The following is a 14,380-nucleotide window of genomic DNA, read 5'->3' on the forward strand; positions in this document are numbered from 1 at the left end:
TTGACCCATCAACGATCCAACAAGGATGTGACCATGTATTGGCAGACCAGCCGCTATCAAATTGACCTGACACGACCCCAAGTCATGGGCATTGTCAACGTCACGCCCGACTCGTTCTCGGACGGTGGCCAGCATGACGCCACGCTGGCGGCACTGAAACACTGCGAGCAACTGATCCGTGACGGTGCCGACATTCTGGACATTGGCGGCGAATCCACCCGACCCGGGGCGCCGCCGGTCAGCCTCGAAGACGAACTGGCCCGTGTCATCCCGGTGCTGCGCGAGGCGACACAATGGGGTGTTCCGGTCTCGGTGGACACCTACAAACCACGGGTCATGCAGGCCGTGCTGGACCTCGGCGCCGACATCATCAACGATATCTGGGCCCTGCGCTGGCAGGAAGGCGGGGCGGGGAGTCTGGATGGCACAGCGGTCGTGGCGGCGCACCCCAACTGCGGTGTCTGTCTGATGCACATGCACCGCGAACCCCAGACCATGCAAGTCGCGCCCATGCAAGGCGATGTGCTGCCGCAGGTGCGAGACTTCCTGGTGCAATCGGCGCAAGACCTCCACGCACAGGGTGTGGACAAGGCCAGAATCATGCTGGACCCCGGCATTGGCTTTGGCAAGACGGTGGCCCAAAATTTTGCCTTGCTGGCACGCCAGGCCGAGTTGCTGCAAGCGGGTTACCCGGTGCTGGCGGGCTGGTCGCGCAAGTCGTCACTGGCGGGCATGGTGCCGCACCGTCATCCCGATGCCAGCCTGTCGGCCACCGAACGTCTGGCGCCCAGCCTGGCAGCGGCGCTGCTGGCCGCCGAGCGTGGCGCTACGGTGCTCAGGGTGCATGACGTCAAGGAAACCGTGCAAGTTTTGCGGGTGCTGGAGGCGATAAGATAGCCGCTGTTTGAATTTTGAATCAGGTGAAGGCATAACAATGACAAGGCAATATTTTGGTACCGACGGCATTCGCGGTACCGTCGGACAAGCGCCCATCACGGCAGACTTCACGCTCAAGCTGGCCCATGCTGTCGGCCGTGTGCTCAAGCGCCATGAGGCCAAACCCACGGTGCTGATTGGCAAGGACACCCGTATTTCGGGCTACATGCTGGAAAGCGCGCTGGAGAGTGGCTTCAACTCGGCCGGTGTCGATGTGGTGCTGCTCGGCCCGCTGCCGACGCCGGGGGTGGCTTACCTGACACGGGCGCAACGCGCCTCGCTGGGCGTGGTCATCAGCGCCAGCCACAATCCGTTTGAAGACAATGGCATCAAGTTTTTCAGCGCGCAGGGCACCAAGTTGCCCGATGCCTGGGAGCGTGACGTGGAAGCCACGCTGCGCCAGGACCCGGTCTGGGCGGATTCCGCCAACCTGGGCAAATCACGACGCCTGGACGACGCTGCCGGTCGCTACATCGAATTTTGCAAAAGCACCTTTGCCAACAACCTGACGCTCAGGGGTTTGCGCATCGTGGTCGATGCGGCCAATGGCGCCGCTTACCAGATTGCCCCCAAGGTGTTTCATGAACTGGGTGCCGAGGTGATCGCCATCGGTTGTTCACCGGATGGCCTGAACATCAACAAGGGCTTTGGTGCCACCCACCCCGAGGCGCTGATCGCAGCCGTCAAGGCGCACCGGGCCGACGTCGGCATTGCGCTGGACGGCGATGCCGACCGCTTGCAGATGGTCGATGCCCACGGTCGCTTGTTCAATGGCGATGAAGTGCTTTACCTGATGGTTGATGACCGGCTGCGCCGCGGCGAAGCGGTGCCCGGTGTGGTGGGCACGCTCATGACCAACATGGCGGTGGAGCTGGCTCTGCAGGCGCGCGGCGTGCCCCTGGTGCGTGCCAAGGTGGGTGACCGTTACGTGCTCGAAGAACTGGAAAAAAACAAGTGGCTGCTTGGCGGCGAGGGCTCGGGCCACCTGCTGGCGCTGGACCAGCACACCACCGGCGACGGGTTGATTTCTGCCTTGCAGGTACTGCAAACCAGTGTGCGCAGCGGCAAACCGCTGGCCGAGTTGCTCAGCGGTGTCACGCTGTTTCCGCAAACGCTCATCAATATCCGGCTCAAACCCGGGCAGGACTGGCAAAACAGCGCCATGCTGGAATCCGAAACGCGTGCCGTGGAAGCCGAGCTGGGCCAGAACGGCCGGGTGCTGATTCGCGCCAGCGGCACCGAACCGCTGGTGCGGGTCATGGTCGAGGCACGTGACCCGGCCCAGGCCAAAGCCTGTGCCCAGCGCATTGCCAACACCATCAGCGTTTGAGGGGCCCATGACAAACACACCTTCGTTGACGCTGTGCCAGGCCGATTACGCCCACCCGCAGCACATGCAGGCCCTGCTGGACTTGCTGGACGGCTATGCCCGCGACCCCATGGGCGGGGCTGAGCCCCTGTCTGATTTTGCCAAGGCCAACCTGCCCCAAGCGCTGGCGGCCCGGCCATTTATGTTCAGTGTGCTGGCTTTTGACGAGGCATCGGATGGCCTGCCGGTGGGCCTGATCAACTGCGTCGAGGGCTTTTCCACCTTTGCCTGCCAGCCGCTGGTCAACGTGCATGACGTGGTGGTGGTGGCGTCGCACCGGGGGCAGGGTGTGGCTGAGCAGATGCTGGGGCTGGTTGAGCAACTGGCGCGTGCGCGCGGTGCCTGCAAGCTCACCCTTGAAGTGCTGGAAGGCAATGCGCCCGCCCAAAAGTTGTACCGGCGGCTGGGCTTTGACAACTACCAGCTCGACCCGGCCATGGGTCAGGCGCAGTTCATGCATAAGTGGCTTTGATTTTTTTGATCCTGCTGCCCCATGAACTGGCTCAAAAAACTCCCCGGTTACCAGCGCACTCCTTACGGTTTTGAGTTGCGTTTGCTGCGCATGATGCCGCGCGTGCTGCTGCTGGGCACGCTGTTGCCCTTGCTGTTGTCGGGGCTGGCGCGGCTGTTTTACACCCAGGGCACGGCGGCCGAGGTTGAGCGCCATATTCAGTTGTTCGATTTCGGCATGATTGGCCTGGCTGTGCTGATCTGGACGGCCGTGGTGACGGTGTCCTTTGGCTGCGTGATCGTCTGGTTGATGAAGGGGCCTGCCTACGTGGCCGATGGTTTCGACGTCTCCCACAGCGACCAGCCCAAGCTCGACTGACCCGGAACTCACCCTGATGCACACTTTTCTCTGGCACGACTACGAAACCTTCGGGGCCAACACCCGGCAGACGCGACCGGCGCAGTTTGCCGCCATTCGCACCGACGCAGACCTCAATCCGATCGGTGCGCCGGTCATGCTGTACTGCCAGCCCGCCAACGATTTCCTGCCGGAGCCGCAAGCCTGCCTGATCACCGGCATCACACCCCAGGAGTGCCTGGAAAAAGGCCTGCCCGAATACCAGTTTGCCGCGCAGATCGAGCAGCTCTTCAGCGAACCTGGCACCGTGGGTGTTGGCTACAACACCATCCGGTTTGACGACGAGATCACGCGTTTCATGCTCTGGCGCAACCTGATCGACCCCTATGCGCGCGAGTGGCAGAACGACTGCGGCCGCTGGGACCTGCTCGACGTGGTGCGTACCGCCTATGCGCTGCGCCCGGACGGCATCCAGTGGCCTGTCAAAGCCGACGGCAAGCCCAGCTTCAAATTGACCGATCTGAGCGCTGCCAACGGCTTGCTGCACACCGCTGCGCACGATGCCCTGAGCGACGTGCAGGCCACCATCGCTCTGGCGCGGCTCATCAAGACGGCGCAGCCCAAGCTGTTTGATTTCTGTTTCGGGCTGCACAAGAAAGACCGGGTCATGGCCGAGCTGGGTTTGCCCACCAGCCTGACCCATGCCAAACCCTTTTTGCATATTTCAGGCATGTTTGCCCCCGAGCGCGGCTGTGTCGCACTGATGTGGCCGCTGGCCATGCACCCGGCCAATAAAAATGAGCTGCTGGCCTGGGACCTGGCCTTTGATCCGGCCGAGCTGGCAACTTTGAATGCCGAGCAGATCCGCCTGCGCCTGTTTAGCAAATCCGTAGATCTGCCCGAAGGCATGCGCCGCCTGCCGGTCAAGTCGGTGCACCTCAACAAGTCGCCGATGGTCATGAGCAACCTCAAGGTGCTGAGCCCGGCCATGACTGAGCGCTGGGGCATCGACCTGGCGGCCCAGCTACAGCATGCGGCTGCCGCCCGTGATTTGCCCGACATGAGCGCCATCTGGGCGCAGGTGTTTGCCAGGCCAGAGGCGGCACCGGTGGATGTTGACGAAGACCTGTACGGCGGTTTTGTCGGCAATGCCGATCGCCGCCGCCTCAACGACCTGCGTCGCTGCAGCCCGACCGAGCTGGCCACCGCGCGGCCAGCTTTTGAGGACGCGCGTTTGTCCGAATTGCTGTGGCGCTACCGGGCGCGTAATTTCCCGCAGAGCCTCAGTACGGAAGAAGCCCAGGCCTGGGAAGCCCATCGCGCGGCACGCCTGTTTGACGGTGAGGGTGGCGCGCTGACGCTCGACGCCCTGTTTGAGGAACTCGACAAGCTGGCCGACAACGCCAGCGAGCGCGACGAAGCCATCCTCGGCGCGCTGTACGACTACGCCTCCGAGATTGCACCGCAGCGCGCATAGGCTGGCGCCACCGTAAGCAAACCGTTGTGATGACCCCGCAAGACTTTATCGCCAAATGGGGCCCCGGTGGTTCCGGATTTGACCTCAACGAACGCCAGGGTGCGCAAGCGCACTTCATCGACCTGTGCCAGTTGCTGGGCGTGCCCACGCCGGGCAGCGCGGGCGACTATATGATTTGCCTGTCAGGTTCAGATCCCAAGTGCTTGCCGAGGCAAGGTCGATATGAATCAAGAACGGAGATCGTTACTGCAAGCGTAGCGCGGCAGTCCATGTAGTCGAAAGTCATGGATTGCTTCACTGCGTTCGCAATGACGCTGCATTTTCATTCGTTAATTCGTAGCGGGAAAAGTCCGGATCGCGGTTTTGGGCCGGAACGCCTTGCACACCGCCTCATCGGTTTCCAGATACGGCCCGCCGATCAGGTCGATGCAGTAGGGCACGGCGGCAAAGATGCCGGGCACCACGGATTTGCCGTCGGCGTCGCGCAGGCCTTCCAGCGTTTCGGCGATGGACTTGGGCTGGCCCGGCAGGTTGATGATGAGGGTCTGCTGGCGGATCACCGCCACCTGGCGCGACAGAATGGCGGTGGGCACAAAGTTCAGGCTGATCTGGCGCATCTGTTCACCAAAACCGGGCATTTCCTTGTGCGCCACTGCCAGCGTGGCCTCGGGCGTGACGTCGCGCAGGGCCGGGCCGGTGCCGCCGGTGGTGAGCACCAGCGCACAGCCCGCGTCCACCAGCTCAATCAGCGCCGCTTGAATAGCGGCTTGTTCGTCAGGGATCAGGCGCGGCTCGAACTGCAGCGGATTCTTCAGGGCACGGCCCAGCCAGTCTTGCAGCGCGGGCAGGCCCTTGTCGACATAAATGCCTGTGGATGCGCGGTCGCTGACCGACACGATACCGATCTTGACGGGCGGGTAGGGGTTGGCAACGGGCGTGTTCATGAGGCTTCTTTGGCGGGACTGAATGGGATAGCTCCGTCGTCGTTGGGCGGGATGGCGCCGAGCTGCGCGCGTACCAGCTGAAAGATTTCACGGTAGGCACGGCCATGGCGCGGCAGGGCGCCGGGTTTGGATGGCGTGGCGTCCTTGCGCGCCTGACGAATCAGGGCGCGCAGTTCCTGGCTGTCACAGCCGGGGTACTGGGTGATCCATTGGGCGGCAGCGTCGTCTTCGGCAATCAGCCGGTCACGCCAGATTTCGGCCTGGTGCAGCAACAGGTTGTCGGCAGCCGAGCCGTTGGCTTGCACGTCAAGCGCCTGTTTGACGGCTTCGAGCACCTCGGGTTCCAGCTTGCGCATGAGCTTGCCGATGAACTGCATCTGGCGGCGTTTGCCCTCGAAGTTGGTGATGCGTTTGGCGTCGGCAATGGCGTCCTTGAACTTGTCGGACAGGTCCAGGCGCGCCAGCAGATCGGCGCGCAGGTCGAGCAGGTCGGCGCCCAGCTTTTGCAGCTCGGTGCTTTCGCGTTTGAGGTCGGTGCGGCTTTGGTCGTCGGTGCCCTTGAGCTCGGCTTTGAGCTCCAGGTCGCGTTCGCTGCCCTCGGCGACGAACTCACCACGCACGAAATAGCCTTTTTTGAGTTTTCTTGACATAGACAAGTATCATAGCCGCGCTATGAACAAATCCAACACGCCCCAGCGCGCCGCCAAGTCAGGCCGCGCAGCCTCTCCCTCTTCCGTCAAAGGCGCCGATGTCCCGGCCGATGGCTTCAGTTACAGCCGCACTTTTTTTGAAGGCCTGGTGGATTCGGCCATTGCCCATGCCAAAAAACTGGGCGCCACCGATGCCGCTGCGCATGCGTCAGAGGGCTGCGGCCTGAGCGTGTCGGCGCGCTTGGGCGAGCTGGAAAACGTGGAGCGCAACCGCGACAAATCGCTCAGCATTTCGGTGCACCTGGGCCAGCGCCGTGGCAATGCCAGCACGTCCGATTTTTCCCAGGCTGCCATTGAGCAGACGGTACAGGCCGCGTTTGACATTGCCCGTTTCACTGCCGAAGACCCGTTTGCCGCCTTGCCGGACGAGGCTGATATTGCCCGACCGCAGGAGCAACGTACCGATCTGGAGCTGTTTTTCCCCTGGGCCATCACCAGCGAGCAGGCGGCGCACATTGCGCTGCAGGCCGAAGCGGCCGCGTTTGCCGTGGACAAGCGCATCGCCAACAGTGAGGGCGCCGGGGTGTCGGCCCAGCAGTCGCACTTTTTCAGTGCCCACACGCATGGTTTTCGCGGTGGTTATGCCAGCTCGCGGCATTCCCTGTCGGTGTCACCGATTGCCGGCAAGGGCAAGGACATGCAGCGCGATGCCTGGTACAGCTCGCAACGGGACGCCCTGGAGCTGGCATCACCCGAGGCTGTGGGGCGTTATGCCGCCGAGCGGGCCTTGAGCCGCCTGCGTGCCCGCAAGATTGCCACCACCGAATGCCCTGTGCTGTTCGAGTCGCCGCTGGCTGCTGGCCTGCTGGGCAGCTTTGTGCAAGCCATCAGCGGCGGTGCCTTGTACCGCAACAGCAGTTTTTTGCTTGACAGCCTGGGCAAGCCGGTGTTTCCCAAGCACATTGACATTCTGGAAGACCCGTTCATCAAGCGCGGCAAGGGCAGCTCGCCGTTTGACGACGAAGGCGTGCGTGTGCAGCCGCGCAGCGTGGTTGAGGCGGGCAAGGTGCAGGGCTACTTTCTGGGCAGCTACTCGGCGCGCAAACTGGGCATGAAAACCACCGGTAATGCCGGTGGCTCGCACAACCTGACGCTCACCTCGCGCCTGACCCGTGCCGGCGATGACCTCGACGCCATGCTGCAGCGTCTGGGCACCGGCCTGTTTGTCACCGAGCTCATGGGCAGCGGCGTCAACTACGTGACCGGCGACTATTCGCGCGGCGCCAGCGGCTTCTGGGTGGAAAACGGCCGCATTGTGTATCCGGTGCACGAGATCACCATTGCCGGCAACATGAAATCCATGCTCAAGGGGATCGTGGCGGTGGGTGCCGACGCCTACAACTACGGCGCCAAAACCGTGGGCTCAATCCTCATCAACAAGATGAAAGTGGCGGGGAGCTGATTTGCTTGCTAACCCGCGAGGCAGGCCGTCTGGGCGGCTTCCTCATACTGGGGTACCAGAAATCGTCAGCCCCCCGGAGGGCCCACCTGGCTAGGCGCACTGACCTGGGTTCGATGGTCTTAATGCCCCAGGATTTTTGACAAAAAGTCCTTGCTGCGCTCGCTCTGCGGATTGTTGAAGAAGTCGTGCGGGTTGTTCTGCTCGACGATCTGGCCCTGGTCCATAAAGATCACGCGGTCGGCCACGGCTTTGGCAAAACCCATTTCGTGGGTGATGCACAGCATGGTAATGCCTTCGTCAGCCATGGCAATCATCACGTCCAGCACTTCCTTGATCATCTCGGGGTCGAGCGCACTGGTGGGCTCGTCAAACAGCATGATCTTCGGTTTGAGGCACAGCGCACGGGCAATCGCCACGCGCTGCTGCTGGCCACCCGAGAGCTGTAGCGGGTACTTGTTGGCCTGCTCGGCAATGCGCACCCGGTTGAGTTGCACCATGGCTTTTTCTTCAGCCTCTTTTTTGGGCAGCTTGCCGACCCACATTGGCGACAGCGTCAGGTTTTCCAGCACGGTCAGGTGCGGAAACAGGTTGAACTGCTGGAACACCATGCCGACCTCCTTCCGCACGCGGTCGATCGCCTTGACGTCGTCGCTGAGTTCGGTGCCGTCTACGATCAGCAGACCTTGCTGGTGCTCTTCGAGCCGGTTGATGCAGCGGATCAGCGTCGATTTGCCCGAGCCTGATGGCCCGCAAATGACGATGCGCTCACCTTTGGCGACCGTCAGGTCAATGTCACGCAGCACATGAAAGTTGTTGCCATACCATTTGTTGACTTTGTCAAAGATGATGATGGGGGAGGGGGAAGTTTCTACCATGATAGTGCTCGATTGAATTGCTTTGATTGGCCGAGGACAGAGCAAATTTGCTGCGCAAATTCTGGTTTTTCCCGCAAGTTATCGAAGTTTGCTCTTGTTGACCTGCTTTTCGACCCAGTGGCTGTAGCGCGACATGGAGAAGCAGAACACAAAGTAGATCAGCGCAATGAAGATGTAGCCTTCAATGGTGAAGGGCCGCCAGTTGGCATCCGAGTTGAGCGCCAGGCTCATGGCGCCAGTCAATTCGTACAGGCTCACGATGGTTACCAGCGAGGTGTCCTTGAAGGTGGAGATGAAATTGTTCATGATGCCCGGTACCACCATGGCCAAGGCTTGCGGCAAAACGATCTTGCGCTGGGTTTGCCAGTACGACAGCCCCAGCGTGGCGGCAGCCTCGACCTGACCACTGGGGACGGCCTGCAAACCGCCGCGGATCACCTCGGCCGAGTAGGCGGCGGCAAACAGCGTGATGCCCACCAGCACCCGGACCAGCACATCAATCTTGACGCCCGGCGGCATGAACAGCGGAAACATGAACGACGCCATGAACAGCACCGAAATCAAGGGTACGCCACGGATCAGCTCCACATAAATGGTGCAAAAGCTGCGAATGGCGGGTAGGTTGGAACGTCGCCCCAGTGCCACCAGCAACGCGATCGGAAACGACAGCACCAGTGACAGCGAGGCCAGCAAAATGGTCAGCGGCAGGCCGCCCCAGCGGTCGGTTTCGACCCGGCTCAAACCGAGCGTGTTGCCATACATGAGGGTAAAAAATACCGCCAGTACGACCAGCCATAACAGCGGCAGCCAGACCCGCCAGAACATGCGCATGCAGCTGGCCACCAGCAGGCCGGTGAGCAGCAGGGTGGCCACCAGTGGCCGCCATTGTTCTTCGAACGGGTAGCGGCCAAAAATGATGATGCGGTATTTCTCGGTGATCACGCCCCAGCAGGCGCCGACCCTATCGACCCGGCAGGCGTCATAGTCAGCCACCCAGACGGCCTTGATGATGGCCCAGTTCAGAATCTGGGGGACCAGCCACAACAGCACACCGCCAATGAGAAGGGTGGCCAGCGAGGTTTTCCAGTCGGCCAGCAAATTGGTCTTGACCCAGGCCAGCGGACCTTCGGTATTGACCGGTGCCGGACGTGGCGCAATGGGTTGAAAAGTAGTGGTGTTCATGCTGTCTTCGTTTTCAACGTTCCTTGATCGCGGCGCGGCTGTTGTACCAGTTCATCAACAGGGACGTGCCCAGCGAGGTGATCAGGTAGACCAGCATCACCAGCGCAATGCACTCCACCGCGCGACCGGTCTGGTTGAGCGCGGTGTTGGCAATCGACACCACATCGGGGTAGCCGATGGCCACTGCCAGCGACGAGTTTTTGGTCAAGTTCAAATACTGGTTGGTCAATGGCGGGATGATCACGCGCAGTGCTTGCGGCAGCATCACCAGGCGCATTTCCTGGTGGCGGTTCAAACCCAGGGCCGAGGCAGCTTCACTCTGTCCGCGCGCCACCGAGGCAATGCCGCCACGTACTACTTCGGCAATGAACGATGCCGTATAGAGCGTCAGGCCCATCAGTACCGCCAGGAATTCGGGTGTCAGGGCACCGCCGTTCTCAATCGAAAAATCGCCTTTGAAGGGGCGATTGAATTCAGTCGGTGCACCGCCGAGAGACCAGCCCGTCACGCTGGCCAGCAGCACAATCAGCAGGGGCAGGACGACCATGCTGCGCGGCTGACCCGTGGCTTCAAACTGCCTGACGGCCCAGCGACGGTAGACCCAACCCAGTAGCAAGCCGGGCAGCAGACCATAAGCCGCCCAAAGTTGCCCGGTGCCCCAGACCGGAATCGGGTAGTTCAAGCCACCTTTGCTCAGGAACAGGGGACCCAGTGTCCAGGCATCAGCCGAGGTGGGCAAGACCTCGGTCAGGATCACATACCACATCAGCAGTTGCAGCAGCACCGGGATGTTGCGGAAGCACTCAACATAACACAGGCACAGCCCGCGCACCAGCGCGTTGCGCGAGAAACGGCCGACACCGAGCAAAGTACCCAGCACGGTGGCCAGAATAATGCCCAGCACCGCTACGCGCAGCGTGTTGCTGACACCAACCAGGAAGGCTTCCCAATAAGGCCGGGAAGAATCGAATGGGTACAGGCTTTCGCCAATGTCAAAACCGGCAGTTTGACTTAAAAAGTCAAAGCCGCTCTGGATACCGCGCACCCGCATGTTGACCAGCGTGTTGTGCGCCAGGAACCAGACCACACCAGCGATGACCGCCATGGCGAGTACCTGGTAAATCAGGCCCCGGAAGGCCTGACTGCGCCAGGACCAGTTATTTTTTTTGGGCGGTATTTTGGGGGTCATTGTGCTTGGGTGCCATGGGGCGGCTGGATAAGACACACGGTTTGCAGCGCTTGCGATGTTTCAAAAAAAAGCGCCGCATGAATCGCTGGTGGCGACATCAGGCGGCGCTTGGTGCGTTATGCGCCTCGATTAACGAACCGGGTAGGCGTACATCAGGCCGCCCTTGTTCCATTGGTTGTTGAGAGCGCGAGGCAGTCCCAGAGGTGAGTTGGGGCCGACGTTGCGCTCAAAAATTTCACCGTAATTGCCGGTGGTCTTGATGGTGCGAGCCATCCATTCCTTGTCCAGTCCCAGCAGCTTGCCGGTGTCTTCCGAAACGCCCAGGATGCGTTGCACCACGGGGTCTTTGCTGGTGGCCTTGAGAGCGTCCACATTGGCCTGGGTAATGCCGTATTCTTCGGACTCCAGCAGACCGTAGATGGTCCACTTGACAATTGCAAACCACTCGTCGTCACCGCGACGCACCATGGGCCCGAGCGGTTCTTTGGAGATCAGATCAGGCAGGATGATGTGCTCTTTCGGATCTTTGGCGACTTTGCTGCGGGTGGAGGACAAGCCCGATGCATCCGTGGTGTAGGCAATGCAACGACCCGTGAAATAAGCGTTTTCAGCGGCTTCGAGTTTCTCAAAAACGACGGGTTTGATGTTCAGGTCGTTGGCTTTGGAGTAGTCGGTCAGGTTTTTCTCGGTCGTGGTGCCGGACTGTACACATACGGTTTGGCCCTTGAGCTGTTTGGCGCTCTTGATCTTGCTCTTGGTCGGCACCATGAAACCCTGACCGTCATAGTAGGTTACTGCCGTGAGGTTCAAGCCCAAGGACGCATCACGCGTCAGAGTGAAAGTGGTGTTACGCGACAGCACGTCGACTTCGCCCGATTGCAGAGCCGTAAAGCGTTGTTGTGCATTGAGGGGCACATATTTGACTTTTTCAGCGTCACCCAGGGTGGCTGCGGCGATAGCTCGGCAGACATCCACGTCGAGCCCGCTCCACTTGCCGGAGGAGTCGGCGGCGCTGAAACCTGCCAAACCGGTATTGACACCGCAAACCACCTGACCACGGGCCTTGATGCCGTCCAGGGTTTTGCCTGCGTGAGCCGGAATAGCGGCCAGAGTGCCCAGGACGGCAGCAACGACTGCCAGGCTTTTAAGATTGCTGTTGTGCATAAATTGACTCCAGTTAAAAATAAAAACGCGTGATGTTGATCCAATGAGAACATTAATCAACAGGATTTGCACTTTAGCAGTGCATCAATCGCCTCTGCATCCGGGTTTACGCTTGAGATTCATGTAATACATTCATAATCTGATTCATTCAACCAAAACAAAAGCATCACTGCAAAGTCCTAGCAGTAAACATGCCATGGAAGGAAGGCGCGGGATGTCAAATTTAAAAGTAGACGCACTTGGCAAGCCCCTGACGGGATGGCGTTTGCAGATTTACACCATTATTTTCGAAGCCGATACGCGTGCAGGTCGTCGATTTGATCAAGTTCTGATTGCCGTCATCCTGTTCAGCGTGGCGGTGGTGGTGGCTGACAGCGTAGGCCACATCAATGATCGCTTTCATGACTGGCTGGTGCTGGCAGAGTGGTTTTTTACGCTGTTGTTCACCCTGGAGTACGCAGCGCGCCTGATCTGCGTTCGACATCCCTGGCGTTATGTTCTGAGCTTTTACGGCGTGGTTGACCTGCTGGCGGTATTACCCACTTATCTGGCACTGCTGGTACCCGAAGTTGGGGTGCTGATTGACGTGCGTGTCCTGCGTCTGCTCAGGGTGTTTCGGGTATTCAAACTGACAGCTTATGTTTCTGAATACCAGGTGCTTGGTCAGGCTTTGCGCGCCAGCCAGCGCAAAATCATGGTGTTTTTGGTCGCAGTGTTGATGATCGTGCTGGTGGTGGGCACGCTGATGTACGTGGTTGAAGGCCCTGCCAATGGCTACACCAGTATCCCTACGTCGGTTTACTGGGCCATCACCACCATGACCACCGTTGGTTTTGGCGACATCACGCCCAAAACAGACCTTGGACGGCTGATTTCATCGGCCATGATGTTGTTGGGCTGGGGCACGCTCGCGGTGCCTACTGGCATTGTGACTGCCGAGATGACCTATGCACGCAGAGCCACTGTGACCACCCGCACCTGCCACGAGTGTTTGACCGAGGGGCACATGCCCGATGCCAACTTTTGTCGCCATTGTGGTGCCCGTTTGCCTGACTATGCCAAAGAACCTGGTGCTTGATGGTGCCTGACCCATAAACTATGGGTGTTTACTGTTTCTGATTTGATATGACGTTAAAAACAATTGAGCCTGAAAAAGTGGGCCTGTGCCCGCAGCGCCTGCAGCGGCTGATGACCGTGTTGCAGGACGAGACAGATCGAAAACGCCTGCCTGGTGCGGTGGCGGTGGTGGCACGGCATGGCCAGGTGGCCTTGTTCGACAGTGTCGGGCTGCTCAACCCGGCCACCGGTGTGGCCATGACGCCAGAGGCCCACTTTCGCATCTATTCCATGACCAAACCGATTGTCTCGGTGGCGGCCATGATGCTGATGGAAGAGGGCCGCTTGCTGCTGAATGACCCAGTGGCTAAATTCTTGCCAGAATTTGCGGCCCAGCAAGTGGCCACGATGGCGACTGGTACCGTGCAATTGCAGCCGGCTGGGCGCGCTGCCACCCTGCATGATCTGCTGCGCCACACCGCTGGCATGACCTATGAATTTCTGGGGAGTACGCCGGTACAGCGCCAGTACACCCAGCTGCGCATTGGTTCGCGCGAGCGCAGTCTGGCTGAATTCACCCAGCAACTGGCTGGCCTGCCGCTGATTTTCGAGCCGGGCAGCGCATTTGAATACAGCCGGGCCACGGATGTGCTGGGGCGGGTCATCGAGGTCATTTCGGGGCAAACGCTGCCAGACTTTCTGGCAGAGCGCATTTTCGAGCCGCTGGGCATGCACCATACCGCCTTTGCGGTGGCCGAGCAACACCACGAACTGATTGCCGAACCCTTTGCGCGCGACCCCGATGGCGGTGTGCAGATGCGCGTGATTGATGTTCGCGCCGATGCGGCGCTGGCCTCAGGCGGTGGCGGCCTGGCGTCTACCGCGATGGACTATGCCCGTTTTTTGCAATTCATGCTGAATCGTGGCGAACTTGCCGGTGTGCGCCTGCTGGGTCCGCGCACGGTCGATTTCATGACCACCGATCACCTTGGTGACATCCCGGTGTTCAGCGCCGGATCGCGTTCACTGCTGCCCGCCGGTCACGGTTTTGGCCTGGGCTTTGCCGTACGCAAGCATCTGGGTGTGGCACCGGTGCCGGGTTCGGTCGGCACCTATTTCTGGGGAGGTCTGGCCGGCACCACATTTTTTGTCGATCCGGCGCTGGACCTGTTTGGCATTCTGATGCTGCAAGCGCCCAACCAGCGCGAGTATTACCGCATGCTGTTTCGTGACATGGTGTACGCGGCGTTGATGGATTGACTAACAGC

Annotated in this window: 15 protein-coding genes; 9 read left to right on the plus strand and 6 right to left on the minus strand. The window is 60.3% G+C overall.

Annotated elements, in window-relative coordinates; all coding sequences use genetic code 11:
* Nucleotides 1-33: 33 nt before the first annotated feature.
* Genes folP through NDJ10_RS00290 form a run of 6 tightly spaced genes read left to right on the plus strand, consistent with a single transcriptional unit; the run spans nucleotide 34 to nucleotide 4,865 of the window.
* Nucleotides 34-897, plus strand: a complete 864-nt coding sequence (folP, locus tag NDJ10_RS00265; protein WP_296159028.1) for a dihydropteroate synthase — start codon at nucleotides 34-36, stop codon at nucleotides 895-897.
* Between the two features lie 37 nt (nucleotides 898-934).
* Entirely contained in the window at nucleotides 935-2,266 is a 1,332-nt protein-coding gene (glmM, locus tag NDJ10_RS00270; protein WP_296159029.1) for a phosphoglucosamine mutase, read from the plus strand.
* Between the two features lie 7 nt (nucleotides 2,267-2,273).
* Nucleotides 2,274-2,777, plus strand: coding sequence for a GNAT family N-acetyltransferase (locus NDJ10_RS00275; RefSeq protein ID WP_296159030.1), 504 nt, complete (start codon nucleotides 2,274-2,276; stop codon nucleotides 2,775-2,777).
* A 21-nt stretch (nucleotides 2,778-2,798) separates the two neighbouring features.
* Nucleotides 2,799-3,134, plus strand: a complete 336-nt coding sequence (locus NDJ10_RS00280) for a hypothetical protein (protein WP_296159031.1) — start codon at nucleotides 2,799-2,801, stop codon at nucleotides 3,132-3,134.
* A 16-nt stretch (nucleotides 3,135-3,150) separates the two neighbouring features.
* Nucleotides 3,151-4,590: an exodeoxyribonuclease I gene (gene sbcB / locus NDJ10_RS00285; RefSeq protein ID WP_296159032.1), complete on the plus strand. Its 1,440-nt coding sequence runs from the start codon at nucleotides 3,151-3,153 to the stop codon at nucleotides 4,588-4,590.
* A gap of 29 nt (nucleotides 4,591-4,619) precedes the next feature.
* A complete protein-coding gene (locus tag NDJ10_RS00290) occupies nucleotides 4,620-4,865 on the plus strand; it encodes a hypothetical protein (protein WP_296159033.1) in 246 nt (81 codons plus the stop codon).
* 54 nt (nucleotides 4,866-4,919) lie between these two features.
* On the opposite strand, the gene mog is transcribed toward NDJ10_RS00290, so the two are convergent.
* Nucleotides 4,920-5,534 (minus strand): molybdopterin adenylyltransferase, encoded by a 615-nt coding sequence (gene mog, locus NDJ10_RS00295; protein ID WP_296159035.1) that lies wholly within the window; start codon nucleotides 5,532-5,534, stop codon nucleotides 4,920-4,922.
* A complete protein-coding gene (gene yjgA, locus NDJ10_RS00300) occupies nucleotides 5,531-6,184 on the minus strand; it encodes a ribosome biogenesis factor YjgA (protein ID WP_296159036.1) in 654 nt (217 codons plus the stop codon). Before yjgA ends, mog begins: the two co-directional genes overlap by 4 nt.
* Nucleotides 6,185-6,206: 22 nt before the next feature.
* Here yjgA and pmbA point away from each other — a divergent pair, with 22 nt between their 5' ends.
* Nucleotides 6,207-7,646: a metalloprotease PmbA gene (pmbA, locus tag NDJ10_RS00305; RefSeq protein WP_296159037.1), complete on the plus strand. Its 1,440-nt coding sequence runs from the start codon at nucleotides 6,207-6,209 to the stop codon at nucleotides 7,644-7,646.
* A 119-nt stretch (nucleotides 7,647-7,765) separates the two neighbouring features.
* On the opposite strand, the gene NDJ10_RS00310 is transcribed toward pmbA, so the two are convergent.
* The 4 genes from NDJ10_RS00310 to NDJ10_RS00325 form a co-directional block, all read right to left on the minus strand.
* A complete protein-coding gene (locus tag NDJ10_RS00310) occupies nucleotides 7,766-8,521 on the minus strand; it encodes an amino acid ABC transporter ATP-binding protein (RefSeq protein ID WP_296159038.1) in 756 nt (251 codons plus the stop codon).
* A gap of 78 nt (nucleotides 8,522-8,599) precedes the next feature.
* Entirely contained in the window at nucleotides 8,600-9,703 is a 1,104-nt protein-coding gene (locus tag NDJ10_RS00315; protein WP_296159039.1) for an amino acid ABC transporter permease, read from the minus strand.
* A 13-nt stretch (nucleotides 9,704-9,716) separates the two neighbouring features.
* Entirely contained in the window at nucleotides 9,717-10,892 is a 1,176-nt protein-coding gene (locus NDJ10_RS00320) for an ABC transporter permease subunit (RefSeq protein ID WP_296159041.1), read from the minus strand.
* Nucleotides 10,893-11,021: 129 nt separating this feature from the next.
* Complete coding sequence (locus NDJ10_RS00325) at nucleotides 11,022-12,056, minus strand: amino acid ABC transporter substrate-binding protein (protein ID WP_296159042.1); 1,035 nt, start codon at nucleotides 12,054-12,056, stop codon at nucleotides 11,022-11,024.
* A 214-nt stretch (nucleotides 12,057-12,270) separates the two neighbouring features.
* Here NDJ10_RS00325 and NDJ10_RS00330 point away from each other — a divergent pair, with 214 nt between their 5' ends.
* Nucleotides 12,271-13,134, plus strand: a complete 864-nt coding sequence (locus NDJ10_RS00330) for an ion transporter (RefSeq protein WP_296159043.1) — start codon at nucleotides 12,271-12,273, stop codon at nucleotides 13,132-13,134.
* A 47-nt stretch (nucleotides 13,135-13,181) separates the two neighbouring features.
* Entirely contained in the window at nucleotides 13,182-14,372 is a 1,191-nt protein-coding gene (locus NDJ10_RS00335; protein WP_296159044.1) for a serine hydrolase domain-containing protein, read from the plus strand.
* Nucleotides 14,373-14,380: the final 8 nt, after the last annotated feature.

Origin of the sequence: Rhodoferax sp. (assembly GCF_023700745.1) — a bacterium.
GTDB lineage: Bacteria > Pseudomonadota > Gammaproteobacteria > Burkholderiales > Burkholderiaceae_C > Rhodoferax.

Bases quoted from the DNA above. Each gene is read 5' to 3' on its own strand.
- folP (WP_296159028.1), top strand. From the start codon at position 34: ATGTATTGGCAGACCAGCCGCTATCAAATTGACCTGACACGACCCCAA.
- glmM (WP_296159029.1), top strand. From the start codon at position 935: ATGACAAGGCAATATTTTGGTACCGACGGCATTCGCGGTACCGTCGGA.
- NDJ10_RS00275 (WP_296159030.1), top strand. From the start codon at position 2,274: ATGACAAACACACCTTCGTTGACGCTGTGCCAGGCCGATTACGCCCAC.
- NDJ10_RS00280 (WP_296159031.1), top strand. From the start codon at position 2,799: ATGAACTGGCTCAAAAAACTCCCCGGTTACCAGCGCACTCCTTACGGT.
- sbcB (WP_296159032.1), top strand. From the start codon at position 3,151: ATGCACACTTTTCTCTGGCACGACTACGAAACCTTCGGGGCCAACACC.
- NDJ10_RS00290 (WP_296159033.1), top strand. From the start codon at position 4,620: ATGACCCCGCAAGACTTTATCGCCAAATGGGGCCCCGGTGGTTCCGGA.
- mog (WP_296159035.1), bottom strand. From the start codon at position 5,534: ATGAACACGCCCGTTGCCAACCCCTACCCGCCCGTCAAGATCGGTATC.
- yjgA (WP_296159036.1), bottom strand. From the start codon at position 6,184: ATGTCAAGAAAACTCAAAAAAGGCTATTTCGTGCGTGGTGAGTTCGTC.
- pmbA (WP_296159037.1), top strand. From the start codon at position 6,207: ATGAACAAATCCAACACGCCCCAGCGCGCCGCCAAGTCAGGCCGCGCA.
- NDJ10_RS00310 (WP_296159038.1), bottom strand. From the start codon at position 8,521: ATGGTAGAAACTTCCCCCTCCCCCATCATCATCTTTGACAAAGTCAAC.
- NDJ10_RS00315 (WP_296159039.1), bottom strand. From the start codon at position 9,703: ATGAACACCACTACTTTTCAACCCATTGCGCCACGTCCGGCACCGGTC.
- NDJ10_RS00320 (WP_296159041.1), bottom strand. From the start codon at position 10,892: ATGACCCCCAAAATACCGCCCAAAAAAAATAACTGGTCCTGGCGCAGT.
- NDJ10_RS00325 (WP_296159042.1), bottom strand. From the start codon at position 12,056: ATGCACAACAGCAATCTTAAAAGCCTGGCAGTCGTTGCTGCCGTCCTG.
- NDJ10_RS00330 (WP_296159043.1), top strand. From the start codon at position 12,271: ATGTCAAATTTAAAAGTAGACGCACTTGGCAAGCCCCTGACGGGATGG.
- NDJ10_RS00335 (WP_296159044.1), top strand. From the start codon at position 13,182: ATGACGTTAAAAACAATTGAGCCTGAAAAAGTGGGCCTGTGCCCGCAG.